General features: G+C 60.4%; 17 protein-coding genes. 8 read left to right on the forward strand and 9 right to left on the reverse strand.

The features are described 5' to 3' along the window. Positions 1-228: 228 nt before the first annotated feature. A complete protein-coding gene (locus tag JQ627_RS33225; protein ID WP_212488578.1) occupies positions 229-906 on the reverse strand; it encodes a hypothetical protein in 678 nt (225 codons plus the stop codon). 280 nt (positions 907-1,186) lie between these two features. Here JQ627_RS33225 and JQ627_RS33230 point away from each other — a divergent pair, with 280 nt between their 5' ends. Next, on the forward strand, positions 1,187-2,614 hold the full coding sequence (locus JQ627_RS33230) for a DUF1254 domain-containing protein (protein ID WP_212488579.1): 1,428 nt from the start codon (positions 1,187-1,189) through the stop codon (positions 2,612-2,614). Positions 2,615-2,715: 101 nt separating this feature from the next. Here the strand turns inward: JQ627_RS33230 and JQ627_RS33235 are convergent, their stop codons facing one another. After that, positions 2,716-4,347, reverse strand: coding sequence for a winged helix-turn-helix domain-containing protein (locus JQ627_RS33235; protein WP_212488580.1), 1,632 nt, complete (start codon positions 4,345-4,347; stop codon positions 2,716-2,718). A 193-nt stretch (positions 4,348-4,540) separates the two neighbouring features. Beyond that, positions 4,541-5,413: a hypothetical protein gene (locus JQ627_RS39700; protein WP_212488581.1), complete on the reverse strand. Its 873-nt coding sequence runs from the start codon at positions 5,411-5,413 to the stop codon at positions 4,541-4,543. On the opposite strand from JQ627_RS39700, the gene JQ627_RS33245 reads away from it, so the two are divergent. Next, entirely contained in the window at positions 5,412-6,251 is an 840-nt protein-coding gene (locus JQ627_RS33245) for a DUF1194 domain-containing protein (RefSeq protein WP_212488582.1), read from the forward strand. The two genes, JQ627_RS39700 and JQ627_RS33245, sit on opposite strands and share 2 nt — an antisense overlap. A 350-nt stretch (positions 6,252-6,601) precedes the next feature. After that, positions 6,602-6,982, forward strand: a complete 381-nt coding sequence (locus JQ627_RS33250; protein WP_212488583.1) for a hypothetical protein — start codon at positions 6,602-6,604, stop codon at positions 6,980-6,982. Positions 6,983-7,251: 269 nt separating this feature from the next. Here the strand turns inward: JQ627_RS33250 and JQ627_RS33255 are convergent, their stop codons facing one another. Next, the gene (locus JQ627_RS33255) at positions 7,252-8,295 is read right to left on the reverse strand and encodes a medium chain dehydrogenase/reductase family protein (protein ID WP_212488584.1); all 1,044 of its coding nucleotides are present in this window, start codon (positions 8,293-8,295) and stop codon (positions 7,252-7,254) included. A 171-nt stretch (positions 8,296-8,466) separates the two neighbouring features. Here JQ627_RS33255 and JQ627_RS33260 point away from each other — a divergent pair, with 171 nt between their 5' ends. Both JQ627_RS33260 and JQ627_RS33265 read left to right on the forward strand, forming a co-directional pair. Next, positions 8,467-8,778 carry a hypothetical protein gene (locus tag JQ627_RS33260; protein ID WP_249143608.1) on the forward strand — a complete coding sequence of 104 codons (312 nt, stop codon included), beginning with the start codon at positions 8,467-8,469 and terminating at the stop codon, positions 8,776-8,778. A 153-nt stretch (positions 8,779-8,931) separates the two neighbouring features. Then, positions 8,932-10,005 carry a TauD/TfdA family dioxygenase gene (locus JQ627_RS33265; protein ID WP_212488586.1) on the forward strand — a complete coding sequence of 358 codons (1,074 nt, stop codon included), beginning with the start codon at positions 8,932-8,934 and terminating at the stop codon, positions 10,003-10,005. 106 nt (positions 10,006-10,111) lie between these two features. Here JQ627_RS33265 and JQ627_RS33270 read toward each other — a convergent pair whose 3' ends face one another. The 5 genes from JQ627_RS33270 to JQ627_RS33290 all read right to left on the reverse strand — a co-directional run bounded on the left by JQ627_RS33270 (position 10,112) and on the right by JQ627_RS33290 (position 14,710). Beyond that, entirely contained in the window at positions 10,112-10,636 is a 525-nt protein-coding gene (locus JQ627_RS33270; protein ID WP_212488587.1) for a cytochrome c, read from the reverse strand. Positions 10,637-10,647: 11 nt separating this feature from the next. Further along, the gene (locus tag JQ627_RS33275) at positions 10,648-11,766 is read right to left on the reverse strand and encodes an acetylserotonin O-methyltransferase (RefSeq protein WP_249143609.1); all 1,119 of its coding nucleotides are present in this window, start codon (positions 11,764-11,766) and stop codon (positions 10,648-10,650) included. 282 nt (positions 11,767-12,048) lie between these two features. After that, positions 12,049-13,500 (reverse strand): PLP-dependent aminotransferase family protein, encoded by a 1,452-nt coding sequence (locus tag JQ627_RS33280; protein ID WP_212488588.1) that lies wholly within the window; start codon positions 13,498-13,500, stop codon positions 12,049-12,051. A 230-nt stretch (positions 13,501-13,730) separates the two neighbouring features. Next, the gene (locus JQ627_RS33285) at positions 13,731-13,958 is read right to left on the reverse strand and encodes a YodC family protein (RefSeq protein WP_212488589.1); all 228 of its coding nucleotides are present in this window, start codon (positions 13,956-13,958) and stop codon (positions 13,731-13,733) included. 374 nt (positions 13,959-14,332) lie between these two features. Next, on the reverse strand, positions 14,333-14,710 hold the full coding sequence (locus JQ627_RS33290; RefSeq protein WP_212488641.1) for a helix-turn-helix domain-containing protein: 378 nt from the start codon (positions 14,708-14,710) through the stop codon (positions 14,333-14,335). Positions 14,711-14,791: 81 nt separating this feature from the next. Here JQ627_RS33290 and JQ627_RS33295 point away from each other — a divergent pair, with 81 nt between their 5' ends. From JQ627_RS33295 to JQ627_RS33305, 3 genes are all read left to right on the forward strand, one after another. Next, a complete protein-coding gene (locus tag JQ627_RS33295) occupies positions 14,792-15,970 on the forward strand; it encodes an alkene reductase (protein ID WP_212488590.1) in 1,179 nt (392 codons plus the stop codon). A gap of 177 nt (positions 15,971-16,147) precedes the next feature. Further along, positions 16,148-16,789 carry an HD domain-containing protein gene (locus tag JQ627_RS33300; protein ID WP_212488591.1) on the forward strand — a complete coding sequence of 214 codons (642 nt, stop codon included), beginning with the start codon at positions 16,148-16,150 and terminating at the stop codon, positions 16,787-16,789. Positions 16,790-17,145: 356 nt separating this feature from the next. Beyond that, on the forward strand, positions 17,146-18,147 hold the full coding sequence (locus tag JQ627_RS33305; protein ID WP_212488592.1) for an adenylate/guanylate cyclase domain-containing protein: 1,002 nt from the start codon (positions 17,146-17,148) through the stop codon (positions 18,145-18,147). The last annotated feature ends 32 nt before the right edge of the window (positions 18,148-18,179 follow it).

The raw sequence follows: 18,179 nt of genomic DNA on the forward strand, positions 1-18,179 counted from the left end.
GGCGGATAGATGCGGGAAGTCCGTCTGAACAACATCCTCTCGTGGCCCGTAGCTGACCATCGCTGCGAGCACCCCGATGTCTGCTGCTAGGCGGTGAACGGACAAAGCTCCTGCAAGATGCCGAGGTGTCACCTTTGACCCTAAGGAGAAACTAAGAAAGCACGAAGCGATCTGCATGGGGGCAATGACAATGCGGAGTCGCTCGACGGCCGCTCCACCGCCCGGCAGCTACGTTCTGCGACTCCTGCGGCCTGGTGGAGTTTGAGACAGTATAAGACGATGAAGAGTGTCGCGCTGTAGCTCCAACGCAGCCTCGGCACCTGGGAAACGTTTTCGTACTTGTCGTTTTGCGAGGCAGATATTGCTGCAGTGCCCGTATGCCCTGGAGATCGGATTGAACAATTTTCCGGTGCCAGGGAGACCAGAAATCAAGTGCGCCGATACATTTTTCTGAGGGCCGCGCCCCACGATCCATTCGAGCTTCGTCCGTCGAAACCAAAGGCATTCGGCATGATAGATGCCCAGATCGAATATGGGATTGAGACCCGCCAGCGGCCCTGTCCATCGGGGTGCGAAGCCATGGTATGCGTCAATTGTAGCGTGATCGTTGAGATCATGGACAAGCAGGTCTGCGTACCCGTGCATCCATATGGATACCGTCATAATGCCAGCGTCGTCGAAATCTAACGTAGTATCAAACTTCGCAAGAAAAGTGCGCAACGCTTCGAGCCGCAGCGGCTTGCTGTCAAAAAAGTACTCCTGGTACTCCGCGCAAGCATCATGCATCGACTTGGTGTCTGGATCCCACTCGGGTGGCGCGTAAGGCGGATACTCAGACAGCGCCTGCCACACCTCGCGCTGTTGCTCCGTAGGAGACGCGGGAGCCCTCCGCAGCCAGCCGAACATCTAGCTTTCCTCCTCCAAGATAACCTTAAGTTGAGAATACACGACTAAACCACTGGCGACAATATTGTCCGCATTTGGGCCCGTAGCTGACCATCCCTGCGAACATCCCGATATCTGCTGCTAGGCGGTGAACGGACAAAGCTCTGCAAGATGCCGAAGTCAGCCTTTGGACCCATACCGGACATGCCTTGATCTGAATCAATGGGAGCTGCTCGGTGGCGCTGTTGCATTAAGGCGTGTGCCTCATCCCATTTGGCTGCTGCAGCAAAAAGGTGGCTTCATGAACGTGATTAATCGACGTCTGGTCCTAGCTATTGGCTTGACTTGCTTCACAGCGATCCCACCCGCAAGCGCGCAATCCATATCGCCGACCGAAGCACAGCAGATTGCGGAGGATGCCTACGTTTATGGCTATTCACTCATCACAACCGAAGTTACGCGGGTGCAGATGAGCAACGTGCCAAAAGTAGAAGGCTTCACAAGCCCGACCGGACAGTTCGTCAACGTTCCCCGCTATCCGCCGGCGGATTATCGAGGCGTTTCCGCGCCCAACGCCGACACACTCTATTCGGTTGCTTGGCTTGATCTCACCGAGCCGCAAGTGTTCAGTCACCCGGATATGGGCGACCGCTTCTACCTCTTCGAGATCACTGATCTCTGGATGTCGGATTCCAAGGACTCGCCGAGCAAGCGGACAGCTAGCGGAAAGGCCGCCAATTACTTGTTCACTGGCCCGGGCTGGAAGGGCGAGGTGCCGGCGGATATGAAGCACTTCCCAATGGCGACGCGCTACATGGTCATTCTCGGCCGCACCTACGCCGATGGTAGCGAGGCTGACTACAGGGCCGTCAACGCGCTGCAGGCGCAGTACAAGATCACGCCGCTTTCTGCTTGGGGCAAGCCATACGCGCCGGTAGCGCCGCCGGTAAATCCCAGTCCTGGCTTCAGCATGACCGACAAGCCGCAGACGGTCATTCTCGGCATGGGAACGGAGGGATACTTCAACCTGATGGCCCAGCTGATGGCTGCGGCAGCACCAGCGCCAGCGGCGGATGCACCGATGCTCGCGAGCATGGCAAAGATCGGCATCGCGCCCGGCAAGCCGTTCGAGATGAGCAAGCTTGATCCAGCAGTGCAGCAAGCTCTGAAGGACATTCCCCAGGCCGCTCTGAAAAAGATCGAGGCCAACAAGGAGAACCTCGGTGGCGTAGTCGACGGCTGGTCGGTCACGAAAGGTCTCGGTACTTACGGCCCCTCCGACTACATGAAGCGAGCAGTGGTGGCGGCCTTTGGCTGGCCCGCCAACCAGGAGCGCGACGCGGTCTATCCGAATACCGAAAAAGATTCGGCAGGACAGAAGCTGACCGGTGCGAACAAGTACACATTGACTTTCCAGAATGGGGCGACACCGCCCGTCAACGGCTTCTGGTCCTTCACAATGTACATGATCGATCAGGGCTGGTGGTTTGTCCCCAATCGACTGAACAGGTTCACCGTCAGCATGCGCGATGACCCGAAGTTCAATGCCGACGGCTCACTGACCCTGTACTTCCAGAACGAGTCGCCGGGCGCAGACAAGGAAGCGAACTGGCTGCCGGCGCCGAAGGGTGACTTCGTCCTGATGCTGCGGATGTACTGGCCGAAGGACACTCCGCCTTCGATCATCGATGGGAGCTGGAAAGTGCCGCAGGTAGTCAAGGTCAACTGAATTAACACGACAGAACTCGGTCGGCGGCGGAGACTTTTACCGCCGCTACGCCGAAAAAGGTCAACTTGGAATGATCGCATCAGGTTCACGCGCCTGAAGCTTTACTGGGCCATTGCCGAGGTGTTGCTCTTGCGAAGTCTGTCGAGATCCTCATCAACCGCCAGAGCCATCGGCGTATTCCGCGGCGTCATCCGGTACGTCTGCAAAGAGGGTGCGGCCGCGATCAAAGCGGGCCACGCCGCCTCCGCGTCGGCGGCATGGCCGGTACGAATAAGCGACGATAGCCAGACCGCCTTGCAGACACCTATCGCAGGTGTTCGATCCATACATTCGCGGGCGAAACGCAGCGCATCCTCGTAATCCTGCACGGAATAGCGCAGCCTTGCCCCGTAGAGCGCGTAGTGTGCTGGGCGTACCGGGTTCCAGGAGATCGCCTTCTCGAAGGCTGCAATCGCTGCCTGGGTTCGACCGGCATAATGCAATGCACCGGCGAGGGCGACCCAGTTGTCCGGATCGCCAGGGCCGAGCTCGATCGCCCGCTCGGCCGCGCTCACCGCAGACTCAGGGTCCTGACCTGCGTCGGTTACCAAGGACAGCACTCGCCACGAACTGGCACGCAGCGGGTCCAGCGCAATCGCGCGCCTGACGTCGGCGATCGCCTGCGGCAAGTCCTGACGACTGAGCCCAGGATCGTGATGGCCAAAAATCAGCATCTTCTTCACCAGTCCAAGTCCCGTCCACGCGGGCGCGTAGTTCGGATCAAGGCGGACTGCCAGTTCGAGTTCCTGCCGAGCTGAGCGGAGGCTCTCGGAACTTGGTACCATGGTCAGCGCAAGCGTGCGCAGCACGCGCGCATGCACATCAAGCGAGGCCGGCGCGCGGCTCCGTAACGCCGCCCGGTCCGACTCGCGCACGGTTGCACCAAGTGAGGCGCTGATCCGAGAGATCAACGTTTCAGTAACGTCGGGCAGGTCCTGCGCGGTGGGCTCGAACCGGCCGCTCCAGACAATGCGGCTGTTGCCGGAATCGATCAATTGCACGTGGAGCTGCAGCCGGTCGCCGCGTCTCTCCGCGCTGCCATCAACAAGGTAGCGAGCGTGGGTCATCGCGGCGATCTGCGCCGGCGACAAGTTCTTACCGCTAAGTTCGGCCGTGGCGAGGGTTGAGACGATGTGCAGGTCGGGGTTGCGCGCAAGTTCGGAGGCAATCATGTAGGCTAACCCGTTGCCGTCCGGACTGCCTTCCTGAGAGGTGTCGAGTACGCGCAGGGGCAGAACTGCAACGTCGGCCACCATCCTGTTGTGTACCTTGAGGGGCCCGGAGCCGGCGCCGAGCAGTAGAAGTTGCCAGACCAGCACAATCGCGACTGCCACCATCGCAAGGGCGGCGGCCAGGCGATAGAATCTTCGCACATCGCGCGGCGCCGTGTCGGCCGCGTCAGCGATCAGAAGGTAACCACGTCGTGGCATCGTCCGCACGACTTGCTGCCGGCTGTCACCGAGCGCGCGCCGGATCTCGACCACGCATTGCACGAGCGAGTCGTCGGTGACCGAAACGCCCGGCCACACTCGCGCACCGAGATCTGGTTTTGTAACCAGCTCTCCGGGACGGCGCCCCAATTCAAGCAAAACTGCCAGAGCCTGAGGCCGCAGCTCAACGGCCTGGCCGTGCCGGTCAAATAACTGCGCCTGATCCAAATTGAGCGTGTATCCGTTCAGCCGCAGGCAGGTCATGCGCACACCTCCCGCCATTGATCTTAGCGGACCGGAAAGTGCGTCTCAAGGCAGCGGCAGAGCCCGATTTCGTCCTTTATCGTGCCTTTTCGTACGGTTTTCCCGCAGACCTGCACTACGTTGACAACCGGAGAGCCGCTGCCCTGAGCCCGCGGTAACCGAATAACGCGATACCGAGAAAGCCGCACCGCGCTCACAGGGCGCGGAGTGTGTCCAGTGCACAACAGCAGACGGTGGACTCTTTCTTCTCGCGAGATTGCAAATGCGGAAGAGATTTTCGATAGCCATCACAGCGGGAAGGGCGCATTGCGGCGGAGTCGACCGTCATTCGCGCGCGCGCCGGGGCAGCCGCTACTTCGTTGTGGCGATACTCTGCGCGGCCTGCATCGTCCAGTTCGCAACCAATCCGGCGTGGGCTCAATGCACGGCTCGCGATGTCTTGCAAAACCAGCTGAAGCTCAAGACGCGCCCCGCCAAAGTGTCCCAGCAACTCATTCAGTCCGGCCGCGACGTGGCGACATGGAAGACCATTACCATTGGCACCTTCGCTGATCCGCTTGGACTGCGCAATAAACTGGACGGCATGGGCTGCGGTATCGGTGGGCAGGCCGCTGAAATACTTGCTCGACCGACATTCATCCTTGGCTCTCGCAAGACAGACGTGGAGCTTGTCCTCGTATCGCCAGCCCAGCTTGGATTCACGTCCGATACTGTGACCTTGGCTGATGTTTACGCACGTGCTCGACAGTTCGGATTCGAACTCGCAGCAGCCGAAGTCGGCCCGCAATTGCGCATCCAATATCTTGACCAGCCTATCGGTGAATTTCTCATCATCGGAATGGAGCCAATCAAGACGTGGAGTGGCGAGCCGATTGTTCTGAATGTAGCAAATGGCGGCGCCGGATTGATCCTCATCGGCCAGGACGGCAGAGCCCGTTCCGAAATACACGTGACATCTCGGTTCGTCTTCGCGCGCTCGCATCAATCCGCACCCGACGCTGGACCGATCGATCAGGCCGCGGCGTTTCTGCCACCATGAAGCGGAATCAAGCAGTGAGGCCACCATGCTTCATCGTGTCTTCATCGCAGCGGCATTGATCGCCGGAGCGATCGCCGGAGTTGAAGTCGCCAACACGGCCGCCCTCAATTCGGGGTACCGAGTGGTTGCCGGCAGCAAGCAGCCATCGGTCGATGTCGAACTCGTTCTTGCTGTAGATGTCTCCTATTCAATGGATCCTGGCGAGCTTTTGCTTCAGCGCGAGGGTTACGCGGAGGCCATCGTTTCCAACGAATTTCTCCAGGCGCTCAAGGCCGGGCCGAACCGAAGGTTGGCCCTGGCCTATGTCGAATGGTCTGGACTGAACGATCAGAAAATCATCGTGCCGTGGAGATTGATCGACAGCCACGAATCTGCAGCTGCGGTGGCGGCGGAAATCGCGAAAGCGCCGGTTCGCATGGGCTCACGCACCTCGATCTCCGGCGCGATAAATTTCGCATTGCCGCTGTTCGATGCGGATCCGTATCGTGGGCTGCGGCGTGTGATCGACGTTTCCGGCGATGGCGTGAACAACGACGGAAGCCCAGTTACCATCGCACGTGATGCGGCGCTGGCAAGGGGCATTACCATCAACGGATTGCCGATCATGCTCGAAGGAAGGCTTCCGTCGCAAATGGACATCGATGACCTCGATCTCTATTTCGAGGATTGCGTGATTGGCGGGTCAGGCTCGTTCATGGTGGCGATCAGAAGCCGTGACGGGTTCAAGGAGGCGATCCGAACAAAACTCGTGCTCGAGGTTGCCGGCGGCTTGCCCAGGGACCGGTTCGTTTCGGTGACCGAAAGGGAGCCGCGAATATCCTGCCTCATTGGTGAGGCAATATGGGCAAAGCGAAGCCGGTGGTGAGCGCTTCGATGCCTGTTTGGAAGGCGCACAGCTCGATCCGCGTTGAACGAGCGTAGTAGGTCTGTTCATGGCCCGTAGCTGACCATCCCTGCGAGCACAAACCTCCTGCAAGATGCCGTCAGCTTTTGACCCCGTTGCGCACCTCGGCCAACGATCGCCGCTACCTCTGGAATCGCCGCCGCCGAGTAGTGTTCGGGGGTGACGAAACAAAATCTGCCGGGATGAAACCATTTTCCGGCCTTCACGAAGGCATGGTGAAACAGTCGGACGTTTAAAAGCAGCATTGGAAGCGATGGGCAAAGGGGAACTGCACAAAGAACGATGATCGCCGCGGGGCGGGGAGCGAGGCCATGTCACAGATCCGCAAACCTTTTTTGGGCGCTCTCGCGACCGCATTGACGATCGGTGCCGTGCAATTCGCGTCAGGTCACGACCTTGGAGACCGCTGGCAGGCGGGCGCTGAACAGCCAAGTCAGATCGTCAATCGCGCCGGCAAGGCAGATCATCTTGCTGCCTCCAAGCCGTTCGCAGTCCAGACGAAAACGGTTTCTCTGCGCTTGAACGATCAAGCCGATACATCGGTCCTGATCCGTATTCCATCTGCGCAGGCCCACATCACCAAGACGCCGCTGTGGAATCCGAGCCGTAAGCCGACAGTCGCCTGCGAGCCCATGGTCAGCACGCTCACGGAAGTCGCAAGGCTCCTGCAGCCCGGCCGTTGCGTGACCTGATCGACCCAATCCGCTTTCCGGGGTGAGGCGGATAGGTCTGTGAAGCTCTTTGATGTCGTGCTTTGACCCGAAGCAGGTTTGAACTCTCGGGAGGCTGCCCCGTCCCAGCGGCTCGGCTTCTTGGGTCCGAAGGGAAGTTGTTGGCGGTCATTCCAAGCGGCGCTCCTGACCCGTGGCGGAAACACACGGGCTATAATCCACCTTGCGCGTTGCGACCTTCCTTCGCGGCTCATGAGCGGAGACGCGGGTGGATCGTGCCGTCGCGCCGGTCAGGCGGCGCGCTGGCTGCGTCGCGAGGAGGGATCCGGGCACAGCACGAGCTTGCCCTCGAGACCGCCAGCCTCGAGGCGGCGGTGAGCATCGGCGACCTCGTCGAAGGAGATCCGCTCGGCGATGCGCGGCCGGATGGCACCTTCTGCCAGAAGCCCGAACAGTTCCTCCAAATCCTCCTTGAACCAGGTGGGATGGCGAGCCCGCATGGCATTTACCGAGTAAAAGCGGGCTCGCTTGCCGTCGGGCAACAATCTCCACAGGTAGAGGCGTGCGATCTCCATCACGATAGGGAGCATTCGACGCTGTGCCTGCACGCTCGCCGAGAACCCGATGGCACAGAGCAGGCCACCTGGCTTGAGCGCCGCGTATGAGCGGCGATAGCCGTCTTCGCCAACGCCGTCGACGACGACGTCGAACCCGCCCGGCAGTACCCGCGTGAAGTCCTCATGCTTGTAGTCGATCGGGATTGCCCCCAGGTCTCGGACGAGCGCCATGTGCTCGCCGCGCACCGTGCCCCACAGTTCGAGGCCGGCCAGCCTCCCGAGCACGAGCAGCGCCTGGCCGACTGCGCCGGCGGCTCCGTGCACGAGCACTCGTTGGCCTGGCTGGACCTGGGCCACACGGTGCAGAAGCTGGTGCGCGGTCGTCCAGCTCAAGATCAGCGTGGCCGCCTCGGCCGCGTCTACGCCCACCGGCACACGGGCCACGTCGTTCGCACGAAGCGTGCGATACTCGGCGTTTGACCCGACCACCGTCATGTCGGCCACGCGGTCGCCGATCTGAAAGTCGTGCACGCCTTCGCCGAGCTGATCGATCGCCCCCACCACGTCGTAGCCCATGACGAACGGCGGCCGGAGCCGCATCGTTTGCGGGTATAGATGGCGCCTGATCAACACCTCGGTGTAGTTGAGGCTCGATGCGAGCACGCGAACGCGCACCTCGCCCGGGCCGGCGGTCGGCGGGCGAGCGTCGACGACCTCCAGTCTCTCGGGATCACCGAAGCGGCTGACTTGAACAACTCGATTGCGCTGCTCCATCATGGGCGATCTCCATGCAATGCCGCAATTCAGCGCACGAACGAGCAGACTGCCGCCAGGCTGCAAAAATGAAATTGATCCAGATCAAGCTTGAGGCTGCACGGTCTGGAATTCTGCTCGGGCTAAATGACCAACCGGGTTATTTGGCGCCATCATTTTTCATTGGAGGGGAATATGCCTGAAGTTGTTATGCAGTTCGTTTCGCATCCAAGACCCGGTAGCGATCTCGCGACCGTCTTGCAGCTCGCAAAGGACGGCGCAATACTTTGGAGGAAACACGGCGCCGATGTCAGCTATTGGTCGGTGATCGGTGGCGAAGTCGGGAACTACGCCTTCGTCGCTCGCTTCGATAGTGTAGAAGCTTATGGGCGCACCTTGGCGTCACTGGGTGCCGATCCAGCTTTCGCGGAATTCCAAGCCAAGCGGCTAAAGGCTGGGCAATCCGATTGGGTACGCTCCAACATTGCCATCCAGGTTGATATTTGACGGAACGCCTTTCCCGAGTGCGAGACCGCCTTCGGGCGGTCTCTTGCTTGATCCGTGCATTTGGCCCAGCCAAGTTGCAAACAAGCGGTCGGCACAATATCGTCGATGATCCGACGCTCTTTCTGACGACCAATTTTCTCAGGAGTCAACAATATGAACGTGCTCTCAGCGCCCAGCGGGATAGATCGCCCTCCGGGGAAGATCGATATCCCATCGGCCTGGCTGGGCGCCGAGATGAAGGTCAATCCTGATCGATGGTTGATATCGCTTGCTGCCAGCGAGATCGCGGAGCTCGAGAACGCAGCCCAATCATATCTCGGCAGAAGCAAGAAAATCGCCGACATCACGAAGGAAAGCTTTCCGCTTCCCCGCTTCGGCGCGCACCTGGAAGAGCTCAAGGCAAAGCTTCTGGTTGGCCTGGGCTTCGAAGTCATACGCGGTTTGCCGGTGGCAAATTATAGCCAGGAGTTTGCCGCTACGATATTTTGCGGGGTGGGTGCGCATCTCGGATCGGCGCGGTCCCAAAATGCGGCGGGTCATATTCTTGGTCACGTCCGGGACATAGGCGCCGATGCGAGGGATCCGAACACCCGCATTTATCAAACGTCGGAGCGGCAAACATTCCACACGGATTCGTCCGACGTGGTTGGACTATTATGCATTCGCGAGGCCATGGAGGGAGGCGATTCTCTCCTCGTCAGTACGTCGGCCATCTACAACGAGATGTTCGACAGACGTCCCGATCTTGCCGCCCTCCTGTTCGATCCAATCGCGACAGACCGGCGCGGCGAGGTGCCGGAGAACGAAAAGCCATATCTTGAAATCCCTGTGCTGAATTGGCATGCGGGGTTTTTAACCGGGTTCTATCAGCGCCAGTATATCGACAGTGCGCAGCGCTTTCCCGATGCGCCAAGATTGACGCCAGCTCACGTCGAGGCGCTCGATCTCTTCGACGCGCTCGCAAATGATCCCGCGCTGCATTTTGGCATGCGGCTTCAGCCGGGTGACATGCAGTTCGTTTACAATCATGCTTTGCTGCATGATCGGACCGGATTCCGCGATTGGCCCAACGCAGGCCAGAAGCGTCATTTGTTGCGCCTTTGGCTCAGCATGGAAGGCGACCGGCCGCTGCCCAATTGCTTCAAGCAGCGTTATGGTTCGATCGAGATCGGCAACCGTGGCGGCATTATCACCAAAGGGACCAGTCTGAACGTTCCGCTGGATTGACGTTCGAGGCTTCCTGTGGTGTGCGTTCCTGCGCGGCAATGATCGAAGCAATTCCGACGTTGTCCGCTCGTCAGTAGCAATCCCTCGATGACCTCAACGTCACAGACTACTTCGCCGCAGCCGGCGCGGTTCCCCCCGGCGGCATGATCCTGAACACGAAAGTTGAAACCTTCTCCCCGGGTTTGAATGGACCCGGGGTCTGGTTGCTGACCGGCTTCAAACTCTGGAGAAAGACCGCGATTGCCGTGGCGTCATCCGCTGTGAGTGCCGCAAAGGCGTGCCATGGCATGATCGGCGCCAGGATGCGACCGTCCGGCCGCTCACCGGCCTGTATCGCCTTCACGATCTGCTCTCGGGTCCAACCTCCGATGCCGGTTTTCTTGTCGGGTGTGATGTTTGAACCCACAAAAACACCCTGACCAGGAATCTCGAAGCCCACATCCGAGCCGCCGAGAAAGCGAGACATGTCCGGCTTCCCGAGGAAATAGCCCGGCGTGTGGCAGTCGTTGCAGCCGCCAATCGTAACGAGATATTTGCCGCGTGCGATCTGTGAATCGTCGCCCGCGGCCGCGATCGGAAACGCGATGATTGACGCGGTCGCGAATGCGAGACGAGCTGAAATCCGCAACATGATCAGCTTCCCTATGGTTTGCGGCCGATCACCGCGCCGTTGGCGGCGGGGGCGTCGAACCAGACCGTCTCGATGTTGCGGAAGCCGGCTTCCTTGAGCCAGGCTGAATATTCGGCCGACGCGTAGTTTCGCCCCTCAGTCTCGATCAGCATGTTGAGGCTCATCAGGGCGGCCGGCGCCGGCCCGGTCTTTTCGTCGTTGACGAGAAGCTCGCTGATGACGATTGCGCCGCCGCTCGGCAAAGCCTCGAAGGACCGGCGCAGCAGCGCGCGGTTCTTCGCTTCCTCCCAGTCATGCAGGATCATCGACAGGAGATGCAGGTCGTGACCACCGGGAATCTGTTCGAAGAAGCTGCCGACGGCGGTCTCGATACGTTCGGCCAGGCCGGCCTCGGCGATTTTTCCCGCGGCGATCGCGGCCACATGCGGCAGATCGAATACGGTCGCGCGCAACTCCCCATACATTTTGCAAAGCTCGATGTCGTACGCGCCCGATCCGCCGCCGATGTCCAGCAGGCGGTGGAAATGACAGAGATCCACGGCTTCGCCGAGCCTGCGGGCGGTCATCGCGGAGAGCGAATGCATCGCCTCCCAGAAGGTCGCCAGCATCGTAGGATCTTCACCCTCGAACATCGAAGACTGCGCTGTCGGGTCCCACGTGGTTGGCCGGTTCGTGTGCAGGGCCTCGGCGAGTCTGCCCCAGCCCGCGTAGAGCCGCTTGTCGGCCATTTCCACGAAGCCACCGAAGTAATACGGCTTCCCGCGCACGAGAAAGGCTTCGCTCAGGGGCGTATTGCGATAGCGACCGTCCCTCTTCTCCAGAAGCCCGAGCGCAGCGCAGCCGGTCAACAGCATCTCGGCCGGGCGCGGATGCAGGCCGAGTGCCTCCGCCAGCTCCGCAATCGTGGTGTCGGCACCGTCCGCAAGGTGAGTGAACAAGTCCTCCTCGTGTGCTGCAGCCAGGGTCTTGAATGCCCAGAAGCCGGTCGAAAGGGCCATGAGCGGGACCGCCGAAGGCATCTCCTGTGTGGTGACGATTGGCGGACCGGCTGCGCGCAGCGTTGTCCCGCCCGCGCCGGGCCGGTGGGCAAGTGTCGTCCTTTGCGCAGCAGCGTGCTGATGGTTGGGCATGGTGCTCTCCTCAGGTTGTGACGGTCAATTCGCCGCTCTCAAGCGGCGCGGCCGTGCCAAGGCTCGCGAGGACTATCTGACGCGAAGCCGTGCAGAGCCGTGGTCCGCCGCAACGCACCGCAGGACCATCTGTTGATTTGCGGCTCAGGACCTGAGGCGAAGACTAGAAGCGATGCGGGAATACGGAAGGTCCAATCTGCGGATGATCGAGCAGTCCAATTCGGGCGGCATGGGCGGCGTATCTGGGGGAACACTCCGCGCCGTCACCGTCGGTGCCATCGGTCACGCCGCCTTTCGACGTCGGGCCATATGTTCGTCGAAGCATCGACGCAGCCGCTTCATACCTTCAGCGATCCGCGTCGTTTCGATTCCCCCATATCCCAGCATGATGCCGGCTTGAGGCTTTCCTTCCAGCGGGAACGATCGAATGGCGACGCCGAGGGCGAGGGCTCGTGATGCGATCGCGTCGATATCGTCGAGCGATCCTCTTCGCGCATAGGCGGCGACATGCAGCCCGGTGCTCGATGGAACGAGATCAAGGTAGTCGCCGAAGTTCCTCTTGATCTCCGCGGTCAGCATCTCGTGCCGTTCGCTATAGATGCGGCTGACCCTGCGAATGTGGCGCGCAAACGCGCCCTCGTCGATGAATTGCGCCAGCGCGTCCTGCGCTGTTGTCGCAGTATGCCAGTCGGTTACGAACTTCGCTTTGTACGCCGCCTCTCGCAGCGACGGCGGCACGACCATGAAGGCCAGCCGTAGCGCCGGCAGCAACGTCTTCGAGAACGTGCCGACATATACGACGCGCCCGGTCGCATCCAGCGTCTGAAGCGGCTCGAGCGGACGTCCGCCGAAGCGAAATTCGCTGTCGTAATCGTCCTCGACGATGACCGCGTTGTTGCGCTCGGCCCAGGCAAGCAGCGCATGTCGACGCGACAGGCTCATGGCCATGCCGAGGGGGAATTGGTGCGAGGGCGTCACATACACCACCCTGGCCTCGGCCGGCAGCGCCTCGACGACCAGACCTTCACTGTCGACCGGCACGCCGATGATGCGCGCGCCCAGTGCCCTGAACAGGTCCTTCGCCGGCACATAACCCGGTTTCTCCACCGCGACGATATCGCCGGGCTCGACAAGGACGCGGGCAATGATATCGAGAGCCTGTTGAGTGCCGTTGGTCACGATGACGTCGGCGGGCGCGCCGGTGACGCTTCGTGAAACTCCGATATGGCGCGCGATCGCCACGCGAAGGTCCCAATTGCCCGCGGGCGCTTCGTAAACGCCATCCGCCCTCTCGCGCGAGCGCAGTGCGCTGGCGACGACCCGCCGCCAGGCTCGGTGCGGAAACAGCGAAGCATCCGGATGGCCGGCGTCGAAGTCGAAGCGCGCCGCGCGGAAAGCGGGCGCCGGAAGCGCTATCGTCTCCCAAACTGCGCGCACCCGAATTGAACGAGCTGCTGCCGATCGCCTTGATTTCGACGCCGGACGTTTGGTCCCGAACTGATGATTGACGAATGTCCCGGCGCCGGTATGGGATCTTGCAAATCCTTCCGCGAGGAGGCTTTCATACGCGACGGTCACCGTGGATCGTGAAACCGCGAGCGCGGCGGCCAGTTCTCGCGTTGGTGACAGCCGCTCTCCGGGCCGAAGGCGTCCATCCAGGATGGCCTGCCGGATCTGTCGATAGATTTCGCCGCTGAGATCATTTCGGCCAACAAGGCTGATATGAAAAGCCATCGCTCCGGCCTCTCTATCGATTTGCCGTCTTCTTGTGTGGACTGGCAACCTTGCACAAAGACGATCGTTCCACCGGACCGCCTGGTCGAGGTGTGGGGAAGCGCGACGCCGTGCTGGCCCTTCCGCGATATCCAACCGTCGATGTCCGCTATTGCGCCGTGATTGGCAGGGAAGCGGACATCTGAAGCGCCGGAGCGAAACGGCCGGCCAGGATGCAGTCCGAGACGCGCTTACTCGTCCTCGTCTTCGTCCTCGTCGTCATTCTCGTCTTCGTCGTCCTCTTCCTCGTCCGGGTCTTCCTCCACTTGCACGAGCGTGGCCAGCGGCAGCGTCTCGCGGAACAGATCGCCCTCCAAGCCCATCCAGAGGCAGAGCACGTCGTCCGCCTTCACTTCCGCAACCGTCAGCGGCTGGCCGCCGGATTTCAGCATCACGACATCGCCGGCTTTCAATTCCATGAAATTGGTCCTTTCGGGTTGATCAGGGAGAGACTAGCAAGCCGTCATGACACGCGGAAAACGGACGGGCAGCAGGAGGCTCCGAACGTGCCTGGCCTGCATGGTTCGAGACGCCCGCGTTGGCGGCCTCCTCACCATGAGGGTCTGATATCTCGCGCCCCGCAAAGCGCGACCTCATCCTGAGGGCCCGCCGCGGGCGGGCGCCTCAAACGATGGTCCGCTGGCCTGGGACTGCAATAGCGGAGCTACCGCGCGATAACAAAGAGGCCGCCTTGGTTGGCGGGTTCTTTATTTCAGTCAAGCGCTGCCACGCAGGGCTTCGTCTCATGTATTGAGGAATGCGCCTGAACTCTCGGACAGCGACCCATCAAGCGTCAGGTCGTACGACCTCGAACGACAGCATCGCATGGCACAAGCCGATCGACCTCATCGAGCTCCTTGGCATGATGGGCGCCCCACGCGCGAAGCGAATCCAACACGGGCCGCAGGCTTTCGCCGAGCGGGGTGAGCAGGTATTCGATCCCCTGACGATGCCCGGCGCTGGACTGTCGGCTCACCATTCCATGTTCTTCGAGCGCTCGCAGTTGCTCTAGCAACACCTTCTGCGAGATGCCGACTATGCGCATCTCCAGCTCGCAGGTGCGTTGCGGGCCATCCAGCAGCACATCGAGGATGACCGCCTTCCAGCGTCCCGAAAAGACGCCCAGCGCGCGCTCGACCGGCAAGCCCGGTAGTCTCTTGATGATCTTCATCCGCCACTGACCAAAGGGTGTGTAGATGGAAATGACCACCGAAGAATAACCTTCGGCAGAAATCTGCTGGAAGGACGATCTATGACCGACTTGTTCGAATCTCAACTGCTCGGCGGCACTGTTCCGCTGAGGAACCGCATCGTCATGCCACCCATGACCCGCACGCGAACGTCCGAGGGCGACTTCCCGACCGACGGTGACCTCCCGAATGCGCTGATGGCGACCTATTACGGGCAGCGGGCCAGTGCCGGCCTGATCATTACCGAGGCCGCTGACGTGGATCAATCCGGCCATGGTTACGCGCGGACACCCGGAATCCACTCGAAAGCTCAAATGCAGGGCTGGCGTCTGGTGACCGATGAGGTCCACCGGCATGACGGCACGATCTTCCTGCAGTTGTGGCACGTCGGCAGGATGGCGCATTCCTCGATTCTGCCGAACGGCCAGGCCCCGGTGGGCGCGACCGAGCAACGGGCCGAGGGCTCTTCGGTGTTTGCCCACGGCCCGGACGGCCGGTTGGGTTATATGCCTACGGAAACACCGAGGCCTCTCAGCACCGAGGAGGTGTTGGCCATGGTGGGCACTTTCGCCAAAGCCGCCGCCAATGCACGGAAGGTCGGGTTCGATGGTGTCGAACTGCATGCGGCCAACGGCTATCTGTTCGAGCAGTTCATGAACTCGGTGCTCAATACGCGCACCGACCGCTACGGCGGGCGCAGAATGGAAGATCGTACGCGCCTCCTGATGGAAGTCGTCGATGCGGTGGTGGCTGAATTCGGTCCGGGGCGCGTTGGCGTTCGCCTGTCTCCGTTCGGCAAGTACGGCTCCATGCCGACTGACCCTCTTGTCGAGGACACCTTTCTGTACCTTGCCGAGCAACTTGGGCGCCGCGGAGTGGCATACATCCATCTGCTCTATGAGCTGATGCCCGACGCAAACATGGAGATGGCGGAGTTCAAACCTCGGTACCTCGACCATGCTCTGCTCGCCAAGGCTCGGGCGGCATTTCCTGGCGCCTTCATCTGGTGCGGCGGCTTCAATGACCGCGAGCGCGCCCAGGCTTCGCTCGACACCGGGTTGGTCGACCTGATCGCCTTCGGCAGACCGTATATCGCAAACCCGGACCTGGTTGAGCGTCTCAAGCACGGCTGGCAGTTGGCCGTAGCGGACCGGTCAACCTATTACACCCGACGCGGCGAGGTGGGTTACACGGACTTCCCTGCATATCGATCGGTGGCGCTGCACGCGGCGGCAGGCTGACCGCGCCGGCGGGTCGAGCAGGCGTTGGGCCAGGCGGTGCTGCGGCTCCCTGCTGGTCGACCACGAAACCCGGCCGCAGACAGACGGAGCGCTAACGACAGTGGTCGGTGCGATCGCGATGCATCAGCCCGATCACTACAGGCAGAACAGATCACACACGAAGACAGGAGTTAGACAATGACTGGCAATTTGTCCGACATCAAGATTCCCGACAGCAAGATCGCGCGCGAGGCCGCCGAACTGGTACGGCAACACGAATCCGAGCTGTTGTTCAACCACTCGGTTCGCGTTTTTGTGTTTGGTGCGATGAAGGGCATTCGCCAGAATCTGAAGTTCGACTCCGAACTGCTCTATGTCTCAGCGCTGTTTCACGACTTGGGCCTTGTCGACGCTTATCATACCGATTCAAAGCGGTTTGAAGTTGATGGCGCCGACGCAGCGCGCGAATTCCTTCGCAGTCATGGCATTCCCGACCCGAAAGCGGATCTGGTCTGGGAAGCCATCGCCCTCCATACCACGCCGGGCATTCCCCAATACATGCGGCCCGAGATCGCCCTCACCAATGCCGGTGTCCTGGTTGATGTCATCGGAGTCGGATATGATGAATACACGCCTGAACAACGCGACGAAGTCCTTGCCGCCTTTCCCCGGGGTGACAATTTCAAGAGTGATTTTATCCAGGTTCAGACTTGCTCTGCCTTGAAGAAACCTCTGACGACGTTAGGCACCGTCAATTTCGATTATATCCAGCAACACGACCCCGCATTTCATCTGCCAGGCGCGTGCGCTCTGATCCGCAACGCGCCCTGGCGCAGCTGAGCCGCCGTGGGCGTGGATTCGGAGTCGGTGTGGTTGTGGATGCCCACAACTCCGAAGAGCAGTTGATTGGGCGAGCAGCGGAGCTGCGTCGCGCCAATCACGCCCCTGAGGTCGTGTCAGCGCCGCTGCTCGGCGCGCCAGACGGTGCGCGTTAGACCGAGTGATTGGGCGTGATCGCCTCACGACACCTTGGGTCCAGCCGCCTAGATTCCGATCTTGGCGGTCATGCGTTGAAGGGATCGGAGACAACGAATGGAAGCTGCCATTGGAATGTTGATGTAGCGCGGTGACCTCGCGAACCATGTGATCGGCGACTTTTTCAACTCACTCGCAAACGAGCTTGTAAAGCTGCACATATGTTCTATTCGCCGCGCCCCCACTCTCTCGGTCCTGCCATTGTGCTGGCAGCGTGCATCTTCCTTGTCGACACGCTGTCCTCTCTTCAATTTGCTGTAGCCTCTTTGTACGTGGTCGTCGTCTTGATTGGCGCGTACGATCTTCAACGCCGCGGAATCATTCTGACTGGGATATGTTGCGCGACGTTGACCGCGCTCAGTTACGTGCTTGCACACGGATGCACGGTGGAGGGCGCCGCGCCGTTGAGGTCTTTGGTAAGCTTCGTATCGATTACGATTACTGTGGTCTTGGTGATTAGAAACCGTTCGGCAAATGAGCGCCTTGCAGACGTCAAACGAGAGCGCACAAATTTAGCGCGTTTCTTCTCTCCAAAAATCGTTGAACAGCTTGTTCAGATCGACGTGCCCCTTTCTGTGGCGCGCCGTCAGAAAGCAGCGGTGCTATTCGCCGACGTCGTCGGATTTACTACCCATGCATCTGGCAAACCACCCGACGAAATCATTGGGCTCCTGCGCGATTTGCTGGGCTTACTCAGCGAGGCCGTCTTTTTGTGCGAGGGCTCGATAGACAAGTTCCTTGGGGACGGCCTCATGGCCGTGTTCGGCCCGCCAATTCCCGGCCGGCAAGATGCAACAAACGCAGCGCTTTGCGCATTGCAGATACGTGAGCGTCTTGGCCGTTGGAACGAGCAACATGCCAACGACCCTGATAAGGCCATTCGCATTGCCGTCGGTATCCATTGCGGCGAGGTTATACAGGGCGATGTTGGCACCGACAAACGGCTTGAATTCACCGTGGTGGGCGACACTGTGAACATCGCGAGCCGTGTCGAATCTTACTGCCGGGTTCTTGATGCGACGGTGCTTGTCACTGGTGAATTCATGAAATCTCTTCTCGCCGAGGGCAGTTTCGACGTTGCCGAAGCCTTCACTAGTGAAGGCAAGCATCTGCTTCGAGGTCGCAAAGAGCCCATTCAACTCTACAGTTTAAAAGCAGGTTGAGCTTTCATACGTCCAGGCGGATTTGCACGGCT

This window comes from Bradyrhizobium liaoningense (assembly GCF_018130785.1).
Classification (GTDB): Bacteria; Pseudomonadota; Alphaproteobacteria; order Rhizobiales; family Xanthobacteraceae; genus Bradyrhizobium; species Bradyrhizobium liaoningense_A.